The organism is Mesorhizobium shonense (genome assembly GCF_040545255.1).
Lineage (GTDB): Bacteria > Pseudomonadota > Alphaproteobacteria > Rhizobiales > Rhizobiaceae > Mesorhizobium > Mesorhizobium shonense.
This window is the reverse complement of the sequence record NZ_JBEPLM010000004.1, coordinates 300,920-326,207: the sequence shown is the minus strand read 5'-3', so window position 1 is coordinate 326,207 and position 25,288 is coordinate 300,920. Positions and strand designations below refer to the sequence as shown.

General features: G+C 65.0%; 22 protein-coding genes. 17 read left to right on the top strand and 5 right to left on the bottom strand.

What is annotated here, in order from left to right; all coding sequences use genetic code 11:
* Positions 1-63 precede the first annotated feature (63 nt).
* The 7 genes from recR (at position 64) to ABID26_RS13820 (ending at position 7,852) form a co-directional block, all read left to right on the top strand.
* Positions 64-669 (top strand): recombination mediator RecR, encoded by a 606-nt coding sequence (recR, locus tag ABID26_RS13850; RefSeq protein WP_292345833.1) that lies wholly within the window; start codon positions 64-66, stop codon positions 667-669.
* A gap of 190 nt (positions 670-859) precedes the next feature.
* Complete coding sequence (locus tag ABID26_RS13845) at positions 860-2,137, top strand: lytic murein transglycosylase (protein ID WP_354415853.1); 1,278 nt, start codon at positions 860-862, stop codon at positions 2,135-2,137.
* Positions 2,138-2,406: 269 nt separating this feature from the next.
* The gene (locus ABID26_RS13840) at positions 2,407-4,038 is read left to right on the top strand and encodes an ABC transporter substrate-binding protein (RefSeq protein WP_354415852.1); all 1,632 of its coding nucleotides are present in this window, start codon (positions 2,407-2,409) and stop codon (positions 4,036-4,038) included.
* 18 nt (positions 4,039-4,056) lie between these two features.
* Positions 4,057-5,124, top strand: coding sequence for an ABC transporter permease (locus ABID26_RS13835; RefSeq protein WP_292299514.1), 1,068 nt, complete (start codon positions 4,057-4,059; stop codon positions 5,122-5,124).
* A gap of 187 nt (positions 5,125-5,311) precedes the next feature.
* Positions 5,312-6,238: a nickel transporter permease gene (nikC, locus tag ABID26_RS13830; protein WP_354415851.1), complete on the top strand. Its 927-nt coding sequence runs from the start codon at positions 5,312-5,314 to the stop codon at positions 6,236-6,238.
* Positions 6,239-6,248: 10 nt separating this feature from the next.
* Positions 6,249-7,109: an ABC transporter ATP-binding protein gene (locus ABID26_RS13825; RefSeq protein WP_354415850.1), complete on the top strand. Its 861-nt coding sequence runs from the start codon at positions 6,249-6,251 to the stop codon at positions 7,107-7,109.
* Positions 7,106-7,852 carry an ABC transporter ATP-binding protein gene (locus tag ABID26_RS13820; RefSeq protein WP_354415849.1) on the top strand — a complete coding sequence of 249 codons (747 nt, stop codon included), beginning with the start codon at positions 7,106-7,108 and terminating at the stop codon, positions 7,850-7,852. The genes ABID26_RS13825 and ABID26_RS13820 overlap by 4 nt, the downstream gene beginning before the upstream one ends.
* A gap of 198 nt (positions 7,853-8,050) precedes the next feature.
* On the opposite strand, the gene ABID26_RS13815 is transcribed toward ABID26_RS13820, so the two are convergent.
* From ABID26_RS13815 to ABID26_RS13805, 3 genes are read right to left on the bottom strand one after another with little or no spacing between them, the layout of a single operon-like run.
* A complete protein-coding gene (locus ABID26_RS13815; protein WP_354415848.1) occupies positions 8,051-11,149 on the bottom strand; it encodes an efflux RND transporter permease subunit in 3,099 nt (1,032 codons plus the stop codon).
* A complete protein-coding gene (locus ABID26_RS13810; RefSeq protein WP_354415847.1) occupies positions 11,149-12,222 on the bottom strand; it encodes an efflux RND transporter periplasmic adaptor subunit in 1,074 nt (357 codons plus the stop codon). Before ABID26_RS13810 ends, ABID26_RS13815 begins: the two co-directional genes overlap by 1 nt.
* Positions 12,219-13,352, bottom strand: coding sequence for an efflux RND transporter periplasmic adaptor subunit (locus ABID26_RS13805; RefSeq protein ID WP_354415846.1), 1,134 nt, complete (start codon positions 13,350-13,352; stop codon positions 12,219-12,221). The genes ABID26_RS13810 and ABID26_RS13805 overlap by 4 nt, the downstream gene beginning before the upstream one ends.
* 296 nt (positions 13,353-13,648) lie before the next feature.
* Here ABID26_RS13805 and ABID26_RS13800 point away from each other — a divergent pair, with 296 nt between their 5' ends.
* The gene (locus ABID26_RS13800; protein ID WP_354415845.1) at positions 13,649-14,926 is read left to right on the top strand and encodes a 4-aminobutyrate--2-oxoglutarate transaminase; all 1,278 of its coding nucleotides are present in this window, start codon (positions 13,649-13,651) and stop codon (positions 14,924-14,926) included.
* A 326-nt stretch (positions 14,927-15,252) separates the two neighbouring features.
* Here the strand turns inward: ABID26_RS13800 and ABID26_RS13795 are convergent, their stop codons facing one another.
* Together ABID26_RS13795 and ABID26_RS13790 are read right to left on the bottom strand one after the other, a co-directional pair.
* On the bottom strand, positions 15,253-16,506 hold the full coding sequence (locus ABID26_RS13795) for an NAD(P)/FAD-dependent oxidoreductase (protein WP_354415844.1): 1,254 nt from the start codon (positions 16,504-16,506) through the stop codon (positions 15,253-15,255).
* 165 nt (positions 16,507-16,671) lie between these two features.
* Entirely contained in the window at positions 16,672-16,863 is a 192-nt protein-coding gene (locus tag ABID26_RS13790) for a hypothetical protein (RefSeq protein WP_126096351.1), read from the bottom strand.
* Between the two features lie 72 nt (positions 16,864-16,935).
* On the opposite strand from ABID26_RS13790, the gene ABID26_RS13785 reads away from it, so the two are divergent.
* The 9 genes from ABID26_RS13785 to olsA all read left to right on the top strand — a co-directional run bounded on the left by ABID26_RS13785 (position 16,936) and on the right by olsA (position 25,220).
* Complete coding sequence (locus tag ABID26_RS13785; RefSeq protein ID WP_354415843.1) at positions 16,936-18,252, top strand: imelysin family protein; 1,317 nt, start codon at positions 16,936-16,938, stop codon at positions 18,250-18,252.
* A gap of 127 nt (positions 18,253-18,379) precedes the next feature.
* On the top strand, positions 18,380-18,691 hold the full coding sequence (locus ABID26_RS13780; protein WP_354415842.1) for a (2Fe-2S)-binding protein: 312 nt from the start codon (positions 18,380-18,382) through the stop codon (positions 18,689-18,691).
* Positions 18,657-19,142, top strand: a complete 486-nt coding sequence (bfr, locus tag ABID26_RS13775) for a bacterioferritin (protein WP_292299526.1) — start codon at positions 18,657-18,659, stop codon at positions 19,140-19,142. Before ABID26_RS13780 ends, bfr begins: the two co-directional genes overlap by 35 nt.
* 129 nt (positions 19,143-19,271) lie before the next feature.
* The gene (locus ABID26_RS13770; RefSeq protein WP_435528572.1) at positions 19,272-20,756 is read left to right on the top strand and encodes a di-heme oxidoreductase family protein; all 1,485 of its coding nucleotides are present in this window, start codon (positions 19,272-19,274) and stop codon (positions 20,754-20,756) included.
* Complete coding sequence (locus ABID26_RS13765; RefSeq protein WP_126102431.1) at positions 20,756-21,835, top strand: imelysin family protein; 1,080 nt, start codon at positions 20,756-20,758, stop codon at positions 21,833-21,835. Before ABID26_RS13770 ends, ABID26_RS13765 begins: the two co-directional genes overlap by 1 nt.
* Positions 21,836-21,839: 4 nt before the next feature.
* The gene (locus ABID26_RS13760; protein ID WP_354415840.1) at positions 21,840-22,958 is read left to right on the top strand and encodes a DUF1513 domain-containing protein; all 1,119 of its coding nucleotides are present in this window, start codon (positions 21,840-21,842) and stop codon (positions 22,956-22,958) included.
* A 109-nt stretch (positions 22,959-23,067) separates the two neighbouring features.
* Positions 23,068-23,814 (top strand): tRNA (adenosine(37)-N6)-threonylcarbamoyltransferase complex dimerization subunit type 1 TsaB, encoded by a 747-nt coding sequence (gene tsaB, locus ABID26_RS13755; RefSeq protein ID WP_354415839.1) that lies wholly within the window; start codon positions 23,068-23,070, stop codon positions 23,812-23,814.
* Positions 23,814-24,308, top strand: coding sequence for a ribosomal protein S18-alanine N-acetyltransferase (rimI, locus tag ABID26_RS13750; RefSeq protein ID WP_126096345.1), 495 nt, complete (start codon positions 23,814-23,816; stop codon positions 24,306-24,308). The genes tsaB and rimI overlap by 1 nt, the downstream gene beginning before the upstream one ends.
* 111 nt (positions 24,309-24,419) lie before the next feature.
* Positions 24,420-25,220, top strand: a complete 801-nt coding sequence (olsA, locus tag ABID26_RS13745) for a lyso-ornithine lipid O-acyltransferase (protein WP_126096344.1) — start codon at positions 24,420-24,422, stop codon at positions 25,218-25,220.
* The last annotated feature ends 68 nt before the right edge of the window (positions 25,221-25,288 follow it).

The following is a 25,288-nucleotide window of genomic DNA, read 5'->3' as shown; positions in this document are numbered from 1 at the left end:
ATGGGCGGGCCTTGTGTCATTGCGGCTGTTCCAAACCGCCCGGAAAAATCCTAGATCAAGGCGATGTCGAAACGAATCGCCGGTCCAGAGATCGAACGCCTGATCCAGCTCCTGGCCAAGGTGCCGGGGCTCGGGCCGCGTTCGGCCAGGCGCGCGGCCCTCCATCTCATCAAGAAGAAGGAGCAGTTGCTCGAACCTTTGGCCGCCGCCATGGGCGAGGCGGTCGACAAGGTGCGCATCTGCTCGACCTGCGGCAATGTTGACACCTCCGACCCTTGCATGATCTGCACCGACCCGCGCCGCGACGCCGGCACCCTGATCGTCGTCGAGGACGTCTCCGACCTCTGGGCGCTGGAGCGCGCCGCCGCCATGAACGTGCGCTACCACGTGCTCGGCGGCACGCTGTCGCCGCTCGACGGCATCGGCCCCGACCAGCTCAACATCCGCTCGCTGGTCGACCGTGTGGCCGGCGGCGAGGTGAAGGAAGTGATCCTCGCCGTCAACGCCACCGTCGAGGGCCAGACCACCGCGCACTACCTGACCGACCAGCTCTCGGGCCTCGACGTCAAGGTGACCAGACTCGCGCATGGCGTGCCGGTCGGCGGCGAGCTCGACTATCTCGACGAAGGCACGCTGGCCGCTGCGCTGCGATCGAGGACGGCGTTTTGAGAGAGTGGGGAGGGGGCTTGTGATGGGTTCTTCTTCTGAAGCGATTGCACTCCGTCCCACCCCCCTCTGTCCTGCCGGACATCTCCCCTGCAAGGGGGGAGATTGGCTGTTTTGGCGCCTTGCGTCATCCTGCGGCGTTGGTGATTGGCGAAAGCCTGCGCGTCATCTGATCTCCCCCCTTGCGGGGGAGATGTCCGGCAGGACAGAGGGGGGCGCGAAGGAACGCGGCTTCTATGGATTGGCCGTCACGATCTTCGTTGTAATCGCTATGGCGTTGGGTGTTTCGACCCCCTCCCGCGCCGCCCCCATCGACGACCAGTTCCAGGCCTGGCTGCAAAACGACCTCTGGCCCGAGGCGCAGGCCAAGGGCATCTCCAAAAAAACCTTCGACGCCGCCTTCATCGGCGTGAAGCCGAACCTGAAATTGCCGGACCTCGTCATGCCCGGCAAGAAGCCGACGACGCCTGAAAAACAGCATCAGGCCGAGTTCGGTCCGCCCGCCAACTATTTCGCCGAGAAGATCATTCGCCCCGTCACCGCCGGCGGACGGTCGCGCGAGAGCGCCAACGCAAGAGTGCTCGGGCTGATCGAGAAGCGTTACGGCGTGCCTGGCGAGATCGTGCTGGCGATTTGGGGTCGCGAGACCGGCTTCGGCGCGGCCAGGATGCCTTACGACGCCTTCGAGGTGCTGGGCACCAAGGCGTTCATGTCGACCAAGAAGGATTTCTTCCGCACGGAGGTGCTGGCGGCGCTCGAGCTCGTCGAGCGCGGGCTCGCCCCGGTCAACGCGATGAAGTCGTCCTGGGCCGGCGCGCTCGGCCAGCCGCAATTCATGCCGACGTCTTTCCTCAAGCATGCCGTCGATTTCGACGGCGACGGCCGGCCCGACATCTGGAATTCGACGCCGGACGTGCTCGCCTCGATCGCCAATTACCTCGTCCACTACGGCTGGGTGAGGGGGCGCGGCTGGGGGACCGAGGTGATCGCGCCGGCCAACGTCTCCTGTTCGCTCGAAGGACCCGATCAGGGCAAGAAGATTTCCGACTGGGTGGCGATGGGCGTCAGGCGCGCGGACGGCAAAGCGTTCCAGGCGAGCGAGCTGAAAGCCGAGGGCTTCCTTCTGATGCCGGCCGGGCGCAGCGGCCCGGCCTTCCTCGTCACGCCGAACTTCTATGTGCTGAAGGAGTATAACACCAGCGACCTCTATGCGCTGTTCATCAGCCACGCCGCCGACCGCATCGCCAAGGGCGACGCCACCTTTGCCGGCGACTGGGGCCCGGTCGGCGATCTCCACCGGTCCGATATCGCATCGCTCCAGCGGGCGCTGGAGGCGAAGGGGTACGATGTCGGCAGCGCCGATGGCCTGCCCGGTTTCAAGACGCGTCGCTCGATCGGCACCTGGCAGTCGAAGAACGGCAAGGCCGCGACCTGCTTTCCCGACGCGAGCCTGGTTGCGCAGATGAAATGACGGGCGACTTCCAAGCGTCGAAAGTTTAGCAGATTTTTCCCGATTGGAGCCTTCGATTAGGCGGTGCACGGTTCGACTCGCGGCGGCTCGTTCTGGCCCAATAAGCTGTTTCGCAAAATGCGCGTTGCCGGTTCGAGCGCCGCCGAATAGGGTGTTGACCAACTGGACAAAAACCACGACGGTAAGCGGTCCGAGCCGCCGTCGGCTTCGAGAAGAATAATGCAGCCCTGAGCCGGGAACTCAGGTCAACAAAACAGGGAACGATCATCATGATGCTGGAAAAGTTTGCTCTCCGTGGCTTGCTTGCGGGTGTGGCGATGTCTGCGCTGCTTGCCGCGCCCGCTTTTGCGGTCACGCCTGCCGACACGCTGGTCGAAGGCTTCGCCTTCGACGACATCATCACGATGGATCCGGGCGAGGCGTTCGAGCTGTCGACCGCCGAGGTCACCGGCAACACCTATGATCTTCTGGTCCGCCTCGACCTCAGCGACACCTCCAAGGTGAAGGGCGACCTTGCCGAGAGCTGGACCGTTTCCGACGACGGCCTGACCTACACCTTCAAGCTGAAGCCCGGCATGAAGTTCGCTTCCGGCAATCCGATCACCGCGGCCGACGTCGCCTATTCCTTCGAGCGCGCCATCAAGCTCGACAAGAGCCCGGCCTTCATCATCAACCAGTTGGGCATCAGCGGCGACAACGTCACCGAGAAGGCCAAGGCGGTCGACGACACGACTTTCCAATTCGTCGTCGACAAGGCCTACGCGCCGAGCTTCGTGCTGAACTGCCTGTCGGCCACCGTCGCTTCGGTCGTCGACAGCAAGCTGGTCAAGGAACATGTCGCCGCCGTCACCCCAAGCGCCGACTACAAATGGGACAACGACTTCGGCAACGCCTGGCTGAAGACCGGCTATGCCGGCTCAGGCCAATACAAGCTCCGCGAATGGCGCGCCAATGAAGTCGTCGTTCTGGAACGCAACGACAATTATAACGGCGAAAAGGCGAAGCTCGCCCGCGTCATCTACCGCTACATGAAGGAAAGTTCGGCGCAGCGTCTGGCGTTGGAAGCCGGCGACATCGACGTCGCCCGCAACCTCGAGCCGAACGACCTCGACGCCATCGCCAAGAACGCCGATCTCACCACCACCAGCGCGCCGAAGGGCACGGTCTATTACATCAGCCTCAACCAGAAGAACGCCAACCTCGCCAAGCCGGAGGTTCGCCAGGCGTTCAAATACCTGGTCGACTATGACGCGCTGGGCTCGACCATCCTCAAGGGAATCGGCGAGATCCACCAGTCCTTCCTGCCCAAGGGCGACCTCGGCGCGATCGACGACAACCCGTTCAAGCTTGACGTCGCCAAGGCCAAGGAACTGCTCGCCAAGGCCGGCCTGGCGGACGGCTTCAGCGTGACCATGGACGTGCGCACCGGCCAGCCCACCACCGGCATGGCGGAATCGATCCAGCAGACGCTCGGCCAGGCCGGCATCAAGCTGGAGATCATCCCCGGCGACGGCAAGCAGACGCTGACCAAGTACCGCGCCCGCAACCACGATATCTATATCGGCAACTGGGGCCAGGACTATTTCGATCCGAACTCCAATGCCCAGACCTTTGCTTCGAACCCGGACAATTCCGACGCCGCCAAGATCAAGACCCTGGCCTGGCGCAATGCCTGGGACATTCCGGACCTGACCAAGCAGACCGAGGCGGCGCTGCTGGAAAAGGATTCGGCCAAGCGCGCCGACATGTACAAGGATCTGCAGAAAAAAATCCTCGACACCAGCCCCTTCGTCGTCATCAACCAGCAGCTCGAAGTGGCCGGCCTGCGCAAGAACCTCAAGGGCTTCGCGCTCGGACCGAGCTTCGACACCAACTTCGTCGGGCCGGTCTCGAAGGAATAGCGTTTTCGGACGCGCCGCGTGAGCGTAGCTGAGAACCAGGCGGCGGCGGGGCGCGGCAGCGCCCGCGCCGTCGCTATCTTGTCGTCGATCGGCCGCTTCCTGGTCATCGCGGTGACGACCTATCTCGGTCTTCTCGCGGTGACCTTCTTCATCGGCCGCGTCATCCCGATCGATCCGGTGCTGGCCGTGCTCGGCGACCGGGCGCCGACCGCCGTCGTCGAGCGCACGCGCCGCGAGATGGGCCTCGACCTGCCGCTGATCGAACAGTTCTACATCTATGTGAAAAGCGCGCTTCGCGGCGATTTCGGCACCTCGGTGCTGACCACCAATCCGGTGATGTCCGACATCCGCCGCGTCTTCCCGGCGACGATCGAGCTCGCAACGCTGGGCACGATTATCGGCGCCGTCATCGGCGTGCCGCTCGGTGTGCTGGCGGCGGTGCGGCGCGGCAGCCTCATCGACCAGATCGTGCGCATCATCGGCCTGATCGGCTATTCCGTGCCGATCTTCTGGCTCGGGCTTCTCGGGCTCGTGCTGTTCTACGCCAAGCTGCAATGGGTCGCCTTTCCGGCGCGGCTCGACGTCGTCTACGAATACACTTTCACGCCGATCACCGGCTTTTATCTCCTCGACGCGGCGATGCAGGGGCAGTGGGACGTCTTCTACGACGCCTACCGCCACATCATCCTGCCGGCTTCGCTGCTCGGCTACTTCGCGCTCGCCTATATCAGCCGCATGACGCGCTCCTTCATGCTGAACGAGATGGCGCAGGAATACATCGTCGCCGCGCGCGCCAAGGGCCTGTCGGAAACGCGCATCATCTGGGGCCATGCGCTGCGCAACGCCGCGGTGCCGATGGTGACGGTGATCGCGCTTTCCTACGCCAGCCTGCTGGAAGGCTCGGTGCTGACCGAGACCGTCTTTTCCTGGCCGGGCATCGGGCTCTATATCACCAACTCGTTGCAGAATGCCGACATGAACGCTGTGCTCGGCGGCACCATCATCATCGGCTCGGTGTTCATCGGTATCAACCTTCTGTCCGATTTGCTCTACCAGCTGCTCGATCCGAGGACGAAGGCCGGATGAGCAGAGATATCGCACTTTCGGGCCTGGCTGCGGCCAATCACCCCCGCTCCGGCCCTTCGGGCCACCTCTCCGGGGAAAGGAAAAGCTGGTCGCATGCTTGGCGCCTTTCCTCTCCCCCGCCGAACGGGGGAGAGGTGGTCTGCGAAGCAGACCGGAGTGGGGGTCGACAGCTTCAAGAGGCATCGTCATGACCGCCTCTGACGCCGGCTCCCTCTCCCGCCGCGAATGGTTGCTGTCGGAGCGGCCGGCTTCGCGCCTGCAGGCGAGGCTCGGCCGCGCCTATGTGGCGTGGCGGCGTTTTTCCGCCAACCGGCTGGCCTTCGTCGGTCTGCTGATCATCCTCGCACTGGTAGCGGTTGCCGCCTTTGCCGATGTGTTGGCGCCCTATTCGCCGACCGTGGGTGACCTGAAGAATGCCCGCTTGCTGCCGCCGGGCGCCGCGCACTGGTTCGGCACCGACGACCTTGGCCGCGACATCTATTCGCGCATCGTCTACGGCTCGCGCTGGACGCTCTACGTCGTCATCCTCGTCGCCATCATTGCGGCTCCGATAGGTTTGCTCGTCGGCACTGTCGCCGGCTATGCCGGCGGCTGGACCGACGCTATCCTGATGCGCATCACCGACATTTTTCTCGCCTTCCCGAAGCTGGTGCTGGCGCTGGCCTTCGTGGCGGCGCTTGGCCCCGGCATCGAGAACGCGGTGCTGGCGATCGCCATCACCTCCTGGCCGCCATATGCGCGCATCGCGCGGGCCGAGACGCTGACGGTGCGCAACTCCGACTACATCAAAGCCGTGCAACTGATGGGCGCCTCGCCCTTCCGTATCGTGCTGCGCCACATCATGCCGCTTTGCATCTCCTCGCTGATCATCCGGGTGACGCTCGACATGGCGGGCATCATCCTCACCGCCGCCGGCCTCGGCTTCCTCGGCCTCGGCGCGCAGCCGCCGCTGCCCGAATGGGGCGCGATGATCGCGTCCGGCCGCCGCTTCATCCTCGACCAGTGGTGGGTGGCCGCGGCACCAGGCGCCGCCATCCTCATCGTCAGTCTCGGCTTCAACCTGCTCGGCGACGGCCTGCGCGACGCGCTCGATCCCCGGAGTGGTGACCAATGAGCGACGACCAATGAGCGGCAATCCAGATAGGCAGCAAAAAGGCACGCTGCTCGACGTCGAAGATCTGCGCGTCACCTTCCCGACGCGTACCGGCGTCGTGCAAGCCGTGCGCGGCGTCTCCTTCTCGCTCGGCCGCGAGCGGCTCGGCATTGTCGGCGAGAGCGGCTCCGGCAAGTCGCAGACCGGCCGTGCCATCATGGGCGTGACCCCGCCGCAGGCTATAGTATCGGCGAAGAAGCTCGGCTTCGACGGCATCGATCTGCTCTCCATATCGCCGGGCCAGCGCCGAGCGCTGCGGGGAAACCGCATCGCCATGATCCTGCAGGATCCGAAATACTCGCTCGATCCGGTGATGACCATCGGCCGCCAGATCGTCGAAACGCTGCGCACGCACGAAAAGGTCTCCAAGGCCGAGGCGCGCGAACGGGCGCTGGAGATGCTGCGGGCGGTGCAGATCCGCGACCCGGGCCGGGTCTTCGACCTGCATCCGCATGAAGTCTCGGGCGGCATGGGCCAGCGCGCCATGATCGCCATGATGCTGATCGCCGGGCCGGAGCTGATGATCGCCGACGAGCCGACCTCGGCGCTGGACGTCACCGTGCAGCTCGACGTGCTCAACATCCTCGACCGGCTGGTCGCCGAGCGTGGCATGGGCCTGATCTTCATCTCGCACGATCTGCGCCTGGTTTCCTCATTCTGCGACCGCGTCGTCGTCATGTATGCCGGCAAGGTGGTCGAGCAGCTCAAGGCCTCCGAACTGCGCGACGCCCGGCATCCTTATACGCGCGGCCTGCTCAATTGCATGCCGCGGATCGGCTTCGAGCGCCATCCGCTGCCGGTGCTCGACCGCAAGCCGGAGTGGGCGGCATGACGGCCGCGCTTTCCGTCGAAGGGCTGGAGGTTGTCTTCGACCGCTTTCGCGCGCTGAAGGGCGTCAGCGTCGAGGTCAGGGAAGGCGAATCCTACGGACTGGTCGGCGAGAGCGGTTCCGGCAAATCGACGCTGCTCAAGGCCGTCACCGGCCTGGCGCCGGTCGCTTCGGGCACCATCACCGTCAACGGCAAGGCCTTGGGCAAAGCCCGCGACAAGGCTTTCTACCGCGAGGTGCAGATGGTCTTCCAGGATCCCTACGGCTCGCTGCATCCGCGCCAGACCGTCGACCGGCTGCTGCAGGAGCCTTTAGCCATCCACGGCATCGCCGACGGCGAGAAGCGCATCGAGCGCGCGCTGGATGAGGTAGGCCTCGGCAAGGGCTTCCGCTTCCGCTACGCGCACCAACTCTCCGGCGGCCAGCGCCAGCGCGTGGCGATTGCGCGCGCGCTGATCCTCGAACCCTCGATCCTTTTGCTCGACGAGCCGACCTCGGCGCTCGACGCCTCGGTGCAGGCGGAGGTGCTTAACCTGCTCGAAGATGTGCGCCGGCGGCGCAAGCTCACCTTCCTGATGGTCAGCCACGACCTCGCCATCATCACCCATATGTGCGAGCGGCTGATGGTGATGCAGAACGGCGAGGCGGTCGAGACGCTGACCGCGAGCCAGCTGATCGGGCATCGGGTGAGCGAGGATTATACGCGCAATCTGCTCAGGGCGAGCGAGGGGTTTGTGCGGGTGTAGTTTTATACGTCGCGATCCTTCACACCCCCCTCTGTCCTGCCGGACATCTCCCCCGCAAGGGGGGAGATCAGCAGTTCTTGCGCCCCGCTCTATCCTGCAACGTTGGTGATTGGCGAAACCCGCCGAGTGCTCAATCTCCCCCCTTGCGGGGGAGATGGCCGGTAGGCCAGAGGTGGGTGTGAAGGATCGCGACGCAAGTCATGTTGCCGCCTCTTCTCCCTCCGGCAGCGCTTCGTTCTGCACGCCTTCCCCGCCTTTCGGCTCCTTTACCCGGAACCACGTCACATAAAGCGCCGGCAGGAACAGCAGCGTGATCGCCGTGCCGGCGATGATGCCGCCCATCATGGCGTAGGCCATAGGCCCCCAGAACACTTCGCGCGCGATCGGGATCAGCGCCAGGCTCGCCGCCGCGGCCGTCAGCGCGATCGGCCGCATGCGATGCTCGGTCGCCTCGATCACGGCCGCCCAGCGGTCCTTGCCGTCGGCGACGAGGTCTTCGATCTGCACGATCAGGATGACCGAGTTGCGGATCAGGATGCCGATCAGCGCCAGCACGCCGAGGATGGCGACAAAGCCGAGCGGCGCGCCGCTTGGCACTAGTGCCGCCACCACGCCGATCAGGCCGAGCGGCGCCACCGCCACCACCAGGAACAGGCGCTGGAAGCTCTGCAGCTGCACCATCAGGATGGTCGCCATGATGAACAGCATCAGCGGAACGACCGCCGCGATCGGGCCCTGGCTGTTGGCGCTTTCCTCCACCGAGCCGGCGGTCTGCACCGAATAGCCCGGCGGCAGCTTGGCGATGAAGGCGTCGACCGACGGCTTCAGCTCGTTGACGACCGTCGCCGGCAGCACGTCGCCGACCAGGCCGGCGCGCACGGTGATCGTCGGCGTGCGGTTGCGCCGCCACACCGTCGGCTGCTCGAGGTCGTAGCGGAAGTTGGCGATTGCCGCCAACGGGATCGACTCGCCGGTGCCGGTCGGCAATTGCATGTTCTGCAGCGTCGAGATCGAGCTGCGGTCCGCCTCGCGCGAACGCGCCACCACATTGATCAGATAGGTCGCGTCGCGCACCTGGGTGATCGTCGCGCCGCCGACCGTGCTGTTCAGCGCGCTGGCGATGTCGGATGAGGTGATGCCGAGCTGGCGCGCCTTGTCCTGCAACACGTCGACCCTCAGCACGCGCTGCGGCTCGTTCCAGTCGAAGGTCGGCGCGCCGAGCTTCGGATTGGCCGAGATGATGCCGGCGAATTGCTGCGCCAGCTCGCGCACGGTCTGGATGTCGGGTCCGCCGACGCGGTATTGCACCGGACGCCCCACCGGCGGCCCGAGCTCGAGCGGCTTGACGAAGGCGTCGGTGCCGACGAACTCCTCGCGCAGCAGCTTCTCCAGCGCCGGCTTGACCCGGTTGCGCGCCTCGATGCTCTTGGTGACGATCACGGTCTGGCCGAAATAGGGATTGGCCGGCTGCACGTCATAGGCAAGCAGGAAGCGCACCGCGCCCTGGCCGATATAGGACGAGAAGTGGTCGATGTCGGGATTGCCGACCAGCGCCCGCTGCTCGAAGCGCTCCATCTGGTCGCGCGTCTCGGCGATCGAGGCGTTCTGCGGCAGGTTCCAGTCGACGATCAGCTCAGGCCGGTCGGAGGGCGGGAAGAACTGCTGCTGGACGAGGCCGAAGCCGGCGATCGAGGCGGCGAACAGAAGCACCGTCGCGATAATGGTCAGCCAATGACGGCGCACCGAGAGGACAAGTACGCGCCGGAACATGGAGGTGAATCGCCCCGGCTGGTCGTGGTGCTTGGCCTTCATCGTCGCCGGCAGGATGGTGACGCCGAGCAGCGGCGCGAAGAGCACGGCGACGATCCATGACACCAGCAGCGACACCGCGATGACGACGAACAGCGTGAAGGTGTATTCGCCGGCAGCGCTCGAGTTGAGGCCGATCGGGATGAAGCCCGCGACCGTCACCAGGGTGCCGGTCAGCATCGGGAAGGCGGTGGACGTGTAGACATAGGTCGCCGCCTTGCGCAGGTTGTCGCCGACCTCCAGCCGCGCCACCATCATCTCCACCGCGATCATGGCGTCGTCGACCAAAAGGCCGAGCGCGATGATCAAGGCGCCCAGCGAAATGCGCTGCAGCGAGATGCCGAGATAGGCCATGACGGTGAAGGTGATGGCCAGCACCAGCGGGATCGACAACGCCACGACGAAGCCGGCGCGCAGGCCAAGGCTGATGAAGGAAACCGCGAGCACGATGGCGACCGCCTCGAACAGCGCGCGGGTGAAGCCCGAGACGGCTTCCTCGACGATGACCGGCTGGTCGGCCACCAGATGCACGCCGACGCCGACCGGCAGGTCGGCCAGCACCTTGTTCATCTCCTCGTGCAGCGCTTCGCCGAACTGCAGCAGATTGGCGTTGGGCTTCATGCCGATGGCGAGTCCGATCGCGTCCTGGCCGTTGAAGCGGAACAAGGCCGTCGGCGGATCGACATAGCCGCGCCTGATCGTCGCCACGTCGCTCAGCCGGAAGAAACGGTCGTTGACGCGCAGGTTGATGGCGCGCAGGCTCTCTTCGGAGGTGAACTGGCCGCCGACACGCACGCTGATCCGCTCCGGTCCGGACTGGATGACGCCCGACGGGGTGATCGCGTTCTGCGCCTGCAGGCTGGCGACGATCTGCTGCTGGTTGAGGCCGAGCGCGGCGATCTGGCGGGAAGAGAATTCGAGATAGATCGCTTCGTCCTGGGCGCCGACGAGATCGACCTTGCCGGCGTTCGGCACCGTCAGGATCTTGGTCCGGACATCCTCGACATAGTCGCGCAGCTGGCGCGGCGTCAGCCCGTCTGCGGTGAAGGCATAGAAGTTGCCGTAGACGTCGCCGAAGCGGTCGTTGAAGAACGGCCCCTGCACACCTTGCGGGAACTGCGACGCGATGTCGTCGACCATGTTGCGCACTTGCAGCCAGGTCGGCACGACGTCGCGCGCCTTGGTGTTCTGCTTCAGGTTGACGAAGATGACGGTCTTGCCAGCGGTGGTGACGGATTTGGTGTAGTCGAGGCTGTCGAGCTCCTCGAGCTTCTTCTCGATGCGGTCGGTCACCTGGCGCACTGTCTCGTTGACCGAGGCGCCCGGCCAGTTGGCCTGGATCAGCATCGTCTTGATGGTGAAGGCGGGGTCTTCCTCGCGGCCGAGGTTGAGGTAGGAGAAGATGCCGGCCACCACGAAGACCAGCATGAAATACCAGACCAGCGAGCGGTGGCTGAGCGCCCAGTCGGAGAGATTGAAGCCTTTCATCAGACCCCTCCCTCCGGCACTTTGACCTTCTGGCCCTCGCTCAGGCTGTGCACACCCGCGGTGATGACGCGCATGCCGGCCTCGAGCCCCGATGCCACGGTGAAGGTGCCGCCATTCTTCGCGGCAATCCTGATCTCGCGCGCGCTTACGCTCGAGGACTGCGGATCGACGATCCAGACTTTCTCGGCGCCGTCCTTTTCGAGCAGCGCCGACATCGGCAGCGTGATGGTCGGCGCGACCTTGGTCATGCGGGTCGCGGTGATCGTCGAGCCCAGCCGGAACGCCGACGGAGGGTCGGTCAGCGTCAGCCGCACGCGGCGGGTGCGGGTCGAGCCCTCGGCCTGCGGCGCGATCTCGCGCAGCTTTGCCTCGGTCGTGATGGTGGGCAGCGACTGCAGGATGATCTGGAACGGCGTGCCGACGGTGAGCTCGCCGGTCAGTTGGTCGGGAATGTCGACCACCGCCTCGCGCGGATCGGTCCGCGCCACGGTGACGACGGTTTGTCCAGGCGAAACAGTCTGGCCGACCTCGGCGCCGACCGCGGTGACGACGCCGTCGAAATCGGAAAACAGCCGGGCATAGCCGAGCTGCTCCTGTGACTTGGCCAAAGCGGCATTCGCCCGTTCGACCCCGGCCGCGGCCGCTTGTCTCGCCTGCTGCGCGGCGTCGAACACGGCCTGCGAGGTGTTGGCGGAAGCGAGCAACTGGCGCTGCCGATCTTCACTGGCTGCGGCATTGGCAAACTGCGCCTGGGCGTTCGACAAATCGGCTTTCGAGGCCTGGACGGCAAGCTCCAGCGCCGTCGGATCGAGCGCCGCGATCGTCGTCCCCTTGCTGACGATGTCGCCGACCTTGACGTCGCGTGAGACGACGCGGCCAAGCAGGCGGAAGGAAAGGTCGGCGCTGTATTGCGGTTCGACCGAGCCGGCGAAGCCGAAGGTCTCGACGGTCTTCGCTTCGACGACCATCGACAGCACCGGCCGGATGATCTCGGGCGGCTTCTCCTCCGAGCGCGAGCAGGCGGCAAGCGATGCAATGAGCAGGAGCGCGGCAGTAAGCGGTAGCCGGTTCATTGGCTCACCCCCGCTATCTCGATCGTCTGGCCGGGACTGAGCAACTGCCCACCGGCGGTGACGACGCTCTGTCCTTCTTGCAGCCCCTTCTCGACGACGACCACGCCGGAATCGAAGGCGAGCACCTCGATCGGGATCGTCGTCACCGCCTTGCTCGACGGATCGACGACCCAGACAGCCGGCTTGCCGGCGCTGGACGTCAGCGCCTGCCAGGGCAGCAGGACGGCCCTCACCGCCTTGGCGCTGACGGTGCCGATGACGGCGGCGCCCAGCGCCATGCCGGCGGGCGTGTCAGCGATGCCGACCTTGACCCGGATCGATCCCGACGCGGTGTCGACCGCCGGCGAGATTTCCCGCACCTTCCCCACCGCCCTGATCTGCGGGTCCGACAGCAATGTGATCGTCACCGCCGGCGACGACGGTGTTCTGGCAACGAGCGTCTCGTGCACGTTGAAGACGGCATCGCGGTCGCCGTCCTCGGCAATGGTGAAGACGGTCTGCGCCGCCTGCACCACCTGGCCGGCCTCGACCTGGCGCGCGGTGATCACCCCAGCGGCACCCGCCTTGAGCTCGGTGTAGGAAAGGTTCTCCCTGGCGTTGGCCAGAGCGCTTTGCGCGGCGTCGACGCTGCCTTGCGCGACTTTCAGCGTCTGGTCGGCGGTATCGAAGTCGCGCCTGGTCGTGAAACCCTGCGAAAGCAGCGTCTTTTGCCGTTGGTAGGTGGCCGTTGCCTGGGTGAGCTGCGCCTGCGCCGCGTCGAGATCGGCCTGCGCTGAGCGCAGGTCCGATTCCTGTTCCTGCGGATCGATGCGGGCAAGCACGGCGCCCTTGTCGACATGCTGGCCGACATCGACCAGCCGTTCGGCGACGCGGCCGCCGACACGGAACGACAGATTGTTCAGCGTCCGGGCCGCGATCACGCCGGTCAGCGAGGTCCTTGGCGCGTAATCGGCAAGCGCGACCGTCTGCGTGGTCACCATCACCGGCAGTTTCTTTTCCGCCGCCTGCTGTTTCTGGCAGCCGGCGACGGAGAGGGTGGCGGCGCAGGCCAGCAGCAAAAAGACATTTGAACGAGACAGGAGGCTGGGCGGCGAAGACGGCAAGGCGGACGATGTCGCGTTCCTGCTCATAGTTCCCCTCAGCCCGCGGGGAGCCGCTCCTGATGGCGGCACGTCGCGGATAAAAGAGGATAATCGATCGGCGGGAAAAGGAAACCATCATCGCCGGCCTGGTTAAGATCGATTTCTATCTTTTTGTTGGACGCAATTCAGCACGGAAAACCGCTTCACACTTTTCCTGGAATTGCTTTTAGGGCAGGCCCAATCGACCGGGCCAATGTGCCGACTTGAGGAAAACCTGAAATAAGGTCAGAAGAGGCTTTGACGGCTTCAAAAACAGAACGGGCGCTTGCCCGATGAGGGATGAGATGAAGAATTCAGCCATTTCCGAACGCAAGAATCAGTCGATCTCGCGCGGCGTCGGCATGACCACGCAGATCTACGCCGATCGCGCCGAGAATTCGGAGATCTGGGATGTCGAGGGCCGCCGCTACATCGACTTCTCGTCGGGCATCGCCGTGGTCAACACCGGCCATCGCCATCCGAAGGTCATCGAGGCGGTTAAGGCGCAGCTCGATCGCTTCACCCACACCTGCCACCAGGTCGTGCCCTATGAGAGCTATGTGCGGCTTGCCGAGCGGCTGAACGGCATGCTGCCCGGCAAGTTCGACAAGAAGACGGTCTTCGTCACCACCGGCGCCGAGGCGGTCGAGAACGCCATCAAGATCGCCCGCAACGCCACCGGCCGCCAGGCAGTCATCGCCTTTTCCGGCGGCTTCCATGGCCGCACCTTCATGGGCATGGCGCTGACCGGCAAGGTCGTGCCCTACAAGGTCGGCTTCGGCGCCATGCCGGCCGATGTCTTCCATGCGCCGTTCCCGGTCGCGTTGCACGGTGTCTCCGTCGCCGACTCGCTCGCCGCGCTCGACAAGCTGTTCAAGGCCGATGTCGACCCGGCCAGGGTCGCCGCCATCATCGTCGAGCCGGTGCAGGGCGAGGGCGGCTTCTACGAGGCGCCGCGCGATTTCATGACGGCGCTGCGCAAGATCTGCGACCAGCACGGCATCCTGCTTGTCGCCGACGAGGTGCAGACCGGCTTTGCCCGCACCGGCAAGATGTTCGCCATGGACCACCATGACGTGGCGCCCGATCTCACCACCATGGCCAAGAGCCTCGCCGGCGGCTTCCCGCTGTCGGCCGTCACCGGCCGCGCCGAGATCATGGACGCGCCCGGCCCCGGCGGCCTTGGCGGCACCTATGGCGGCAGCCCGATCGGCGTCGCCGCGGCCCATGCGGTGCTCGACGTCATCGAGGAGGAAAAGCTCTGCGACCGCGCCAATGCGCTGGGTGCCAGGCTGAAGCAGAGGCTGGAATCGATCCGCGACGACGTGCCGGAGATCGTCGACATCCGCGGCCCGGGCTTCATGAACGCCGTCGAGTTCAACGACGTCAAGAAAGGCCTGCCGTCGGCCGAATTCGCCAATGCGGTGAGGTTGAAGGCGCTCGACAAGGGCCTCATCCTGCTCACCTGCGGCGTCTACGGCAACGTCATCCGCTTCCTGTCGCCGATCACCATCCAGGACGGCGTCATGACCGAGGCGCTGGACATTCTGGAGAGCTCGATCCGTGAGGCCCGTGCGGCGTGAGTGCACTTTGTTCGGGTTGAAGTTCAGGCCAGTTTAGGATTGCCGATGATCGGCATTCCTAAAAGCTGGAGCAAGACAGCCTAGGCCGGCGCCGCCCCTCATTGCCCTGCCGGGCATTTCTCCCCGTATAGTGACGGGGAGAAAGACGCTGCCACAAATGGTTTCGCCAATCGCCAACGTCGCAGGATTGAACGCCAAGATCGCGGCCAGTACCCTTCTCCCCGTCACTATACGGGGAGAAGGTGCCGGCAGGCGGATGAGGGGCGGCGCGGCGTTTCAGATTAAAGCTTGTCGCCAAACGTCGCGGTGCCTGCCACCAGGCGCCCTTAGCCCGCCGCCCTCGCAGGCTCATCCTCCTGGAACGCTGCGAGCGCCGCCTTCAGCGCGTCCGGTCCCGCCGCGACCGTCTGCGGCGCGGGCGAGAAGCCGGCGCCGAGCATCCTGCGGCCAAGCATGTGGTCGGCCGGGCGGTTGACGGATTCGATGCCGAGCAGCCGGTTGCCGGCATAGTGGTAGATCGAGAACTTGTTCTCGGCCGGCTCGCCCAGCACGACATGGCTGTCGCCGCCTTGCGTCAGCCCGACCATCTGCAGCTTCATGTCGCCGATATCCGACCAGAACCACGGCACGGCGGAGAAGGGCTCGGCATGGCCGAGGATGGTGCGCGCGGCAAGCCGCGCCTGGTCCGTGGCATTCTGCACCGATTCCAGCCGCACGTCGCCGCCGGTGAACCAGTGCCGGTAGGAGGCGGCATCGCCGACAGCGAGGATTTCGGCGATAGAGCTCTGCATATGCTGGTCGACGCGGATACCGTTGCCGATCGTGACGCCGGCGGCTTCCGCCAGCTCGACATTGGGCACCACGCCTATGCCGATGATGACCATCTGCGCCCGCAGGCGCTCGCCGCTCGAGGTGATCGCGGCCGAGACGCGGCCGCCGTCGCCTTCGAGGCGGGAAACCGTGGTTCCTGTCATGATGCGCACGCCCATCGCTTCCAGGCGCTGGCGCACATGGGCCGCGATAACCGGCGCGACGGCACGGCCGAGCAGCCGGTCGACGGCCTCGACGACGGTGACCTTGCGGCCGGCGGCCCGTAGCGTCGCCGCGATCTCCAGCCCGATGAAGCCGCCGCCGAGGATGACGACGTCCTCGCTCTCAGCGCTCAACTCGCGGATCAGCCGCGCGTCGGCCAGAGAGCGCAGCGACACCACACCGGCGAGTTCCGTGCCGTCGAGCTTGAGGAGGCGCGGCCGCGAGCCGGTCGCGAGCACCAGCCGGTCGAAGGAAATCGTGCCGCTGCCCGCTACGTCCAGCCTGCGGGCGCCGGCATCGATCCTGTCGATCCGCACACCCGGCCGGTAATCGATGGCGTTGCCCGAATAGAAGGCTTCGCCGCGCAACGGCTGCGGCTTGGCTTCGGCATCCTTGATGAAGGTCTTGGACAGCGGCGGCTTGTGATAGGGCAGCTCGTTTTCGTCGCCGACCAGGACGACCGGTCCGTCATAGCCTTCTTCGCGCAGGCTTGCGGCTGCCTGGACGCCGGCATGGCCCGCACCGACAATCACCACCCCGTTCTTCATCTCAGTCCTTTTTGTCTTCAAATCTAGGATCTTCCGGCAGGTGGCGATTGTCTGCCGCCGCCGCAAGAGCCTTGATCCGGGTCGCACCCAGAATGGCCGCCTGTCAATCCGGATGTTCGGCGCCATCGCTGGGTTTAAAGTTGATAATTGCAGTTTAGAATAATTCTAAACTGTTGTTTCAATTGAATTTTCTCTGGCGAACCAGTTGACTTCCAGCCGCTCCGCCGCTTTATGGAGGGCTGCGCTCCCGGCGCATTCCTTTGATGTCTGGGCCTTGAACCCTTTCGATTGGAGGCATTTCGGTGTCTTTTGCTGATTGGCCGCGCCGTCGCGTGGCACCCTTGCCTTTTCGGCCATTCGTGCTCGCGCTGGCGCCGTGCGCCGGCGGCCGCATGTCTATGTCATTGAATTTCTGAGGAGATGGGATTGATGAAAGCGATAATTTCGCCACGGATTGTCACGCCACGTTGGGGCAGCAGGCTTGCCGCGATCGGCGCCACCGCGGCGCTGACGGCCGCCGTGTTCGTGCTGCCGGCGAAAGCCGAAACCGACGTGAAGGCGGTGATCAAGACCTATGCCGACATCGCGCTGGCCAAGTACGAGGACTCGCTGACCACCGCGCAGGCGCTCGACAAGGCCGTCGATGCGCTCATCGCCACGCCCTCGGCCGAGACGCTCAACGCCGCTCGTGAGGCCTGGAAGGCGGCGCGCATCCCCTACCAGCAGACGGAGGTCTATCGCTTCGGCAACAAGATCGTCGACGACTGGGAAGGCCGGGTGAATTCCTGGCCGCTGGACGAAGGCCTGATCGACTATGTCGCCAAGAGCTACGGCACCGAGTCGGACGAGAACGCGCTCTATACGGCCAATGTCATCGCCAACAAGGAGATCGAGATCAACGGCAAGAAGGTCGATGCCTCGAAGCTGACGCCGGAATTCCTGTCCGGCACGCTGCAGGAGGCCGGCGGTGTCGAGGCCAATGTCGCGACCGGCTATCACGCCATCGAGTTCTTGCTCTGGGGCCAGGACCTGCATGGCACCGGGCCCGGTGCCGGCGAGCGCCCCTACACAGACTACGATCTCAAGAACTGCACCGGCGGCAATTGCGACCGCCGCGCGCAATATCTTAAGTCGGCGAGCGACCTTCTTGTCTCCGACCTGCAGGAGATGGTCAACGACTGGAAGGAAGACGGCGCTGCTCGAAAGAATCTCATCGATGGCGAGACGAACGCCGGCATTTCGACAATCTTCACCGGCATGGGCTCGCTGTCTTACGGTGAACTTGCCGGCGAGCGCATGAAGCTCGGTCTCCTGTTGCACGATCCGGAGGAGGAGCACGACTGCTTCTCCGACAACACCTACAACTCGCATCTCTACGACGCCGTCGGCATCCGCGCCGCCTACCACGCCAGCTATACGCGCCTCGACGGCACAGTGGTTTCCGGCCCGTCGGTCTCCGACATGGTGAAGGCGGCCGATCCGGCCATCGGCAAGGAACTGTCTGACAAGCTCGACGTGACGGTCGCCAGGATGGAGGCGATCAAGGCGCGCGCGCTGGCCGGCGAGGCCTATGACCAGCAGATCGCCGAGGGCAACGCGGAAGGCAACGCCACGGTGCAGGCCGCGATCGACGCGCTGATCGACCAGACCAAGTCGATCGAGCGCGCCGTCGGTTCGCTCAAGCTCAACGCCATCGCCTTCGAGGGCTCCGACAGCCTCGATGCGCCCGACAAGGTGTTCAAGTAAGCCAAGGTGTTCAAGTAGGACCGGGGCATGATCCCAAAAAGTGGAAGCCGGTTTTTGGCCAAGATCATGCCCGATTGAGAAACAAGCCAAACGGCGCCGGAGCGGCGCCGTCAGCCAGAGCAAGTAGATGCTGATCTGCCATTGCAACATCATTACCGAAAAGGAGATCGAGCAGACGATCATTGGTCTGCTGGATGAAGATCCCTGGCAGCTTATTGTGCCGGCCAAGGTCTATCATGCCATGCACAAGCGCGGCCGCTGTTGCGGCTGCTTCCCAAATGTGGTGGAAACGATCATTCGGGTCACCGAGAACTACCACGCCCATTCAGAGCGGAGCGGCGCGGACCTCGTTTCACACCTGGACCGCGTAAGAGGCTTGCGGGTCCAATACGGGAGCAGATTCCATGAAAGGCGAACCGCAGATCATCGAGCGGCTTAACGAAGCCCTGTTTCTGGAGCTTGGGGCCGTCAATCAGTACTGGGTCCACTATCGTCTGCTCGAGGACTGGGGCTACACCAGGCTCGCAAAGAAGGAGCGGGCGGAATCGATCGAGGAGATGCACCACGCCGACCGGCTGGTGGCCCGCATCATCTTCCTCGAAGGACACCCGAACCTGCAGTCCGTCGCGCCGCTGCGCATCGGCCAGAACGTCAAGGAAGTGCTCGAATCCGATCTCGCCGGCGAGTATGACGCGCGCACCTCCTACAAGCGCTCGCGCGAGATCTGCCAGGAGGCAGGAGACTATGTGTCGATGAAGTTGTTCGAGGACCTTTTGTCCGACGAGGAAGGTCATATCGACTTCCTGGAGACGCAGCTCGACCTGCTTGCCTCGATCGGCGAGGAAAAATACGGCCAGCTCAACGCCGACTCGGCCAACGAGGCGGAGTAAGGACATGCGGGAATGCGGCGCCCCGTAAACCTTTTGCGCCGCACGCGGCGGGCCGAAGTTGATGGCCTGCCGCTTCAGGAGGACCTGCGATACCGGATTTGTCGCGGGGTTTTGCTCCCGCTGGCAATCATGTTTGCTACATCGACTTCACCTGGCGAGCCGTCCGGTCTGCCGACCAGCCGCACCGATCTGACGCCTAAAGATCAGGCGCGGGTGCTGGCGGTCACCCGGCCGACCGCGGATTTCTCCAAGCCCGAGCCGTTCGAGCTGATGCAGGGCGGCGCCGGCACGTCGGAGAAGGACGTCAACCGGGACGCCTTCTCGCAGTCCTCCGCCAATATCACCTTCGAGGAGGAAGGGACTTTCAAGCTCGGCAACGCGCTTTTCCGCAAGAACTGGGTGTCGTCGCCGTCGTCGACCCAGGCTTCCGACGGGCTCGGCCCGCTGTTCAACGAACGCGCCTGCCAGAACTGCCACCTGAAGGACGGGCGCGGACGGCCACCGGAAGGCGGCATCGGCTCCACGTCGATGTTCTTGCGGCTGGCGCGCGACGCAAGCAATGCCGAAGAGAGGGCAGCGCTTGCCGACCATAAGGCGCTGAACTTCCCCGATCCGATCTACGGCTCGCAATTGCAGGATCTTGCGGTTCCAGGCCTCAAGGGCGAAGGCCGCATGCGCGTCGATTATTCGGAAGAGAAGGTCACCCTCAGCGACGGTGCCGTCGTTTCGCTGCGCAAGCCAACCTATACGGCCGAGGGCTTGGCCTATGGCCCGCTCGATCCACGCACCACATTGTCGCCGCGCCTGACGCCGCCGATGATCGGCCTCGGCCTGATCGAGCAGATCGCGCCCTCCGACATCCTCGCCCATGCCGATCCGGACGATCGCGACGGCGACGGCATTTCGGGCCGGCCGAACATCGTCCGCGACGCGTTGAGCGGCGAACCGACGCTTGGCCGTTTCGGCTGGAAGGCGCAGGCCGCCTCGATCCGGCAGCAGGCCGCCGATGCCTTTGCCGGCGATATCGGCATCTCGACGCCGGAGGAGCCGAAGCATTGGGGCGACTGCACCAGGGCTGAGAAGGATTGCCTTGCCATGCCGGATGGCGTGCAGCAGCGTCTGGGCACCGCGGAAGCGCCGCCCCCGGTCATGGACCTCGTCACCTTCTATTCGCAGAACCTTGCGGTGCCGGCCCGGCGCGACCTCGGCACACGGCAAGTTCTTGCCGGCAAGAAGCAGTTCTATGAGATGGGCTGTATTTCCTGCCACACGCCGAAATTCGTCACCATGCGAGGCACGCCCAATAAGGCGCAGGCGTTCCAGCTGATCTGGCCCTATTCCGACTTCTTGCTGCACGACATGGGCGAGGGCCTTGCCGACGGGCAGCGTGTGGGGGAAGCGAGCGGCAGCGAATGGCGCGCGCCGCCGCTATGGGGCATCGGCCTGACCGCGACTGTCAACGGCAACAGCTTCTATCTGCATGACGGGCGGGCTCGAACCCTCGCCGAGGCGATCCTGTGGCATGGCGGCGAGGGCCGGAAGGCGAGCGACCGCTTTGCTGGCGCCGCCGCCGCCGACCGTGATGCGCTGATCAAATTTTTGGAGTCGCTATGATGTCGAAACGCCTGGCAGCCGCGCTTGCTGTTCCCCTGTTTCTGGCTGCTGCATGGCCGGCCTCGGCCGCGGTCAAAGCCTCCGACGTCATCGGGCGCGCGATCGACGGCTTCGTGCGCCCGGCCTATGCCAGCCTCGACGATCATGCCGCGAGCCTGACCAAGGCGATGCAGCAGCTTTGCGATGTCCCCTCCCGGCAAAATCTGGACGCGGCGCGCGCGGATTATTCGGCTACGGTCGAAGCCTGGTCGGTGGCCGAGATCATCGCCTTCGGGCCGATCAAGGAAAACAACCGGCTGGAGCGCATGCTCTATTGGCCGGACCGCAAGAGCATCGGTTTGAGGCAGGTGCAGGCGACGCTCGCCGCGAAAGACCCTTCCGCGACGGTTCCGGCGCAGTTGGCGGGAAAGAGCGTCGCCATGCAGGGGCTCGGCGCGCTCGAATATGTGCTGTTCGGCGACGGCGCCGAAACGCTTACCGGGAAGAACGAACCCTATCGCTGCGCCTATGGCGCTGCCGTCGCCGGCAACATCGAGGCGATCGCCGGCGAGGTTCGCGACGCCTGGAGCAAGCCGGACGGCTTCGCTTCACTCTGGGCCAATCCGGGACCGAAGAACCCGCTCTATCGCGATGGCACCGAAGCGGTGACGGAACTGGTCGGCGTTTTCATCAACGAGCTGGAAATGATCCGCGACGTGCGGCTCAAGGGTTTCCTTGGCGCGAAACCTGACGCAGACAAGCCGAAGCAGGCGATTTACTGGCGCTCGCAAAACACGACGAGCTCTCTGGCCGGGAACCTGTCCGGCATCGACCAGTTGTTCCAGGCCTCGAAGCTCGGCGATGCGCTGCCTGGCGATGCGCGGTGGATGGCGGAATCCATCCACATCCAGCTCACCAATGGCGTGGCGACGGCGAAGTCCGTCACCGGTCCGATCGACAAGGCGCTTGCCGATCCGGCACTGCGCGGCAAGCTCGAGCACTTCGCGCTGATCACCTCCAGTCTTTCGACGCTGATCGGCACCAGGATGACCGCCGAGTTCGGCCTGACCGCCGGCTTTTCCTCGCTCGATGGGGATTGATGCTGTGAGGACCGCGCTCATCGATCGTCGCGATTTCCTGCGCGCTGCCGGTGCAGGCTTCGCCGCTGCCATGGCGCCGCGCGCCTGGGCGGAAACGCTTGCCGCTGACGCCGTCTTTGCTACGGCCTTCGTCAAGCGTGACGGCGGCTTTGGCGCCGCCGTGCTCTCCGAGGCCGGCAGGATCCTGCACACTGTCGATCTGCCCGACCGCGGCCACGACGTCGCCTTCGACCCGGTGTCGAAGCGCTCGGTCGTCTTCGCCCGCCAGCCCGGCACCTTCGCGGTCGTCTTCGACCATGCCGGCCGCGAGAAGCCATTGACCATCGCCAGCATCGCCGGCCGGCATTTCTTCGGTCATGGCGTGTTCTCGCCCGACGGCGCGTTGCTCTACGCCACCGAGAACGATTTTGACAACGCCGCCGGCGTCGTCGGCGTCTATGACGCGAAGGCGAAATTCAACCGCATTGGCGAGTTCCCGACCTATGGCATGGGCCCGCACGAACTGCTGCTGCTCGGCGACGGCAGGACGCTCGCCATTGCCAATGGCGGCATCGAGACGCATCCGGATTTCGGCCGCGCCGAGCTGAACATCGCGACGATGAAGCCGTCCTATACGCTGGTCGACCGCGTCACCGGCGACCTGATCGAAAAGCACGAGCTGCCGCCGGCGCTGCACCAGCTCTCGATCCGCCACATGGACCGCGACCAGGCGGGCGTCGTCTGGTTCGGCTGCCAGTATCGCGGTCCGGCGACCGACTGCCCGGCGCTGGTCGGGCGCGCCGCGCGCGGCAAGGAACTGGAGCTTTTGGAGATGCCGCAGGACGTGCTCTCCGGCTTTCGCAACTACATCGGCTCGGTCGCAGCCAATCCCGCCGCCGGCACGGTCGCCGTCACCTCGCCGGAAGGCAATTCGCTGGCTGTGATTGATGCCGCCAGCGGGCGCGTGGTCGCGACCAGGTCGCTTGTCGAGGTTTGCGGTCTCGCCCCGGACAACGCCGGCTTCATGGCGACGACCGGCGCCGGCGAGATCGTCGGCGGCGCTGGTGCTCAGCGTTCCGAGCCCGACTATGTCTGGGACAACCACATGCTGCGCATCGCGGCTGGCGGAAGCAAAGCCGCTTAACATTTATGCGGCCTGGCCCTTGCAGCGGCGGGCCATGCCGGGCACAGGGAAGGCGTTCGATCCAGTGGGTTAACCGGCCACATGGAGCTGCCCGTATGAAGCTGCCCGTATGAAATTGCTCGCCATCGACTGCGCCGCCAATCTCTGTGCCGCCTGCGTCTACGACGCGGGCGAGGGCATCGAGCTTGGCCGGCAGGCGCTCGATCTGGGCAAAGGCCATGCCGAGCATCTGATGGCCGTCATCGAGACTGCCCTGAAGGCCAGCGGCATCGGTTACCGAGGCTTGGATGCCGTCGCCGTCTCGATCGGGCCGGGTTCCTTTACCGGCCTGCGCGTCGGCGTGTCCGCCGCGCGCGGCCTGGCGCTGGCGCTGAAGATCCCGGCCATCGGCGTGACGACGCTGGAAGCGCTGGCTGCGGAGGCTGCAAATGCCTTTCCCGGTCGCGCCGTGCTTGCCGCGCTCGACGCCGGCCGCGAGGAGCTTCATGCGGCTCTTTTCGACAAAGCGTTAGTTTTGACTTACGGTCCTGCCGCGGCCACGCTTTCCGAAGCCGCCGCAGTGGCAGTCAAGGCGACCGCGGTTCTAGCCGGCACCGCCGCGCCGCAGATTGCCGCGGCGGCAGGACCTACCTTCGACATCGGGCCGGTCGCCGCCACGGCGGACATCGCGACCTACGCCCGGCTCGCCGCCGCCAAGGGGCCAGGCGAAAAGCCGAAGCCGCTTTATCTGCGCGGCGCCGACGCCAAGCCACAGGCTGGTTTCATTTTGCCGAGACAGGACCAGCCGAAAGGTCATGGTCCGGAAAAACAAGGCCAGAGTCCCCGGAAGCGGGGCTCAGGAGAAAAAGAATCCTGATGCGCATACCTTTTCTTCAACCGCGCCGCAGGGACTATGCGCTTGAGCCGCTGACGGTTGCCGACAGCGGCGCCGTCTCGGTGCTGCACCGTGAGGACTTCGTCCGGCCCTGGACCGACGGCGAATTCGCGGCGCTGCTCGAACAGGACACCGTGTTCGGCTATGCCGCGCGCGAGACCGGGCAGGGAGCAAAGCCTCCGGTCGGCTTCGTGCTGGCGCGTCTGGCGGCGGGCGAGGGCGAGATCCTGACGGTTGCCGTGGCCCGCGCGCATCGTCGCCAGGGGCTCGGCTGGCAATTGATGGACGCCGTGCTTCGCGAACTGCACGCGCAGCGCGCCGAGGCGCTCTTCCTGGAAGTCGACGAGACCAACACGCCGGCGATCGCGCTCTACCGCAGGCTCGGCTTCCGCCAGGTCGGCCAGCGTCCGAACTACTACCGGTCGACCGAGAACGGCCCGACCGGCGCGCTTGTCATGCGCCGCGATCTTCGCTAGCCAGACCGCGCATGACCGCGAACCGGAGGGTCGTGCGCCAAATTGGGGTGTTACAGCGTCTTTCGCGCGCTTGTGAGGGCGCAGCGCTGTAATGACAGGGCCTGCGCGTTGATGATCAAGAAATTGCGGATTTTCCTAGCGTTCGGCCTCGTCGTCGTCGGCTCGCTAGTCATGGTGCCGCTTCAGATACTGTCGATGAAGACCGGACTCTGGCCGGAGACGGTCGTTCTGAAAATCTGGCACCGCATGATCCTCAAGGCGCTCGGCATGCGCGTGCACGTGAAGGGCAAGCTGTCGAGGGAGCGTCCCTTGCTCATCGCGGCCAACCACATCTCCTGGACCGACATCATGGTGCTCGGCTCTTTTGTCGATGTGAAGTTCATTGCCCGGGCCGATATGGAAGGCTGGCCGCTGATCGGCATGCTGTCCAAGCTGCAGCGCACCGTCTTCATCGAGCGCGACCGCAAGCGCACCTCCGGCGACCAGGCGAGCGAGATCGCCAGGCGCATGGCCAAGGGCGATGCGATGGTGCTGTTCGCCGAGGGCTCGACCGGCGACGGCAATCTGGTGCTGCCGTTCAAGAGCACTTTGTTCGGTGCGGCCTCGATGGCGATCTCGGAAGGGGCCGCAGACCAGGTGTTCATCCAGCCGGTGGCGATCGCCTACACGCGCCTGCACGGCGTGCCGATGGGCCGCCGTCACCGGCCGATCGCCGCCTGGATCGGCGACCAGGATCTGATGCCGCATTTGAAGGGTTTGCTTGCCGAAGGCTCGCTCGATGCCGAAGTGCATTTCGGCGATCCGGTGCCGTTCTCCAAGGGTTCGAACCGCAAGGAAACTGCAAGATTGATGGAAGCGAAGGTGCGCGAGATGATGCAAGCCACGCTCGCCGACCCACATCCCAGCCGCTAGCGGACAAAGCGAAAACCGAACTCGCGCCGTAACCCGCCAGAATCGTCTGTTTTTTGTCACGGAAAGGC

Excerpts from the sequence above, each read along its gene's own strand:
- ABID26_RS13815 (WP_354415848.1), bottom strand. The coding sequence starts at position 11,149 with ATGAAAGGCTTCAATCTCTCCGACTGGGCGCTCAGCCACCGCTCGCTG.
- ABID26_RS13795 (WP_354415844.1), bottom strand. The coding sequence starts at position 16,506 with ATGAAGAACGGGGTGGTGATTGTCGGTGCGGGCCATGCCGGCGTCCAG.
- ABID26_RS13790 (WP_126096351.1), bottom strand. The coding sequence starts at position 16,863 with ATGGCCGAAAAGGCAAGGGTGCCACGCGACGGCGCGGCCAATCAGCAA.
- rimI (WP_126096345.1), top strand. The coding sequence starts at position 23,814 with ATGCGCATACCTTTTCTTCAACCGCGCCGCAGGGACTATGCGCTTGAG.
- ABID26_RS13780 (WP_354415842.1), top strand. The coding sequence starts at position 18,380 with ATGCTGATCTGCCATTGCAACATCATTACCGAAAAGGAGATCGAGCAG.
- ABID26_RS13770 (WP_435528572.1), top strand. The coding sequence starts at position 19,272 with ATGTTTGCTACATCGACTTCACCTGGCGAGCCGTCCGGTCTGCCGACC.
- recR (WP_292345833.1), top strand. The coding sequence starts at position 64 with ATGTCGAAACGAATCGCCGGTCCAGAGATCGAACGCCTGATCCAGCTC.
- ABID26_RS13820 (WP_354415849.1), top strand. The coding sequence starts at position 7,106 with ATGACGGCCGCGCTTTCCGTCGAAGGGCTGGAGGTTGTCTTCGACCGC.
- tsaB (WP_354415839.1), top strand. The coding sequence starts at position 23,068 with ATGAAATTGCTCGCCATCGACTGCGCCGCCAATCTCTGTGCCGCCTGC.
- ABID26_RS13800 (WP_354415845.1), top strand. The coding sequence starts at position 13,649 with ATGAAGAATTCAGCCATTTCCGAACGCAAGAATCAGTCGATCTCGCGC.
- ABID26_RS13825 (WP_354415850.1), top strand. The coding sequence starts at position 6,249 with ATGAGCGGCAATCCAGATAGGCAGCAAAAAGGCACGCTGCTCGACGTC.
- ABID26_RS13805 (WP_354415846.1), bottom strand. The coding sequence starts at position 13,352 with ATGAGCAGGAACGCGACATCGTCCGCCTTGCCGTCTTCGCCGCCCAGC.
- ABID26_RS13765 (WP_126102431.1), top strand. The coding sequence starts at position 20,756 with ATGTCGAAACGCCTGGCAGCCGCGCTTGCTGTTCCCCTGTTTCTGGCT.
- bfr (WP_292299526.1), top strand. The coding sequence starts at position 18,657 with ATGAAAGGCGAACCGCAGATCATCGAGCGGCTTAACGAAGCCCTGTTT.
- ABID26_RS13785 (WP_354415843.1), top strand. The coding sequence starts at position 16,936 with ATGAAAGCGATAATTTCGCCACGGATTGTCACGCCACGTTGGGGCAGC.
- ABID26_RS13845 (WP_354415853.1), top strand. The coding sequence starts at position 860 with ATGTCCGGCAGGACAGAGGGGGGCGCGAAGGAACGCGGCTTCTATGGA.
- nikC (WP_354415851.1), top strand. The coding sequence starts at position 5,312 with ATGACCGCCTCTGACGCCGGCTCCCTCTCCCGCCGCGAATGGTTGCTG.
- ABID26_RS13840 (WP_354415852.1), top strand. The coding sequence starts at position 2,407 with ATGATGCTGGAAAAGTTTGCTCTCCGTGGCTTGCTTGCGGGTGTGGCG.
- olsA (WP_126096344.1), top strand. The coding sequence starts at position 24,420 with ATGATCAAGAAATTGCGGATTTTCCTAGCGTTCGGCCTCGTCGTCGTC.
- ABID26_RS13810 (WP_354415847.1), bottom strand. The coding sequence starts at position 12,222 with ATGAACCGGCTACCGCTTACTGCCGCGCTCCTGCTCATTGCATCGCTT.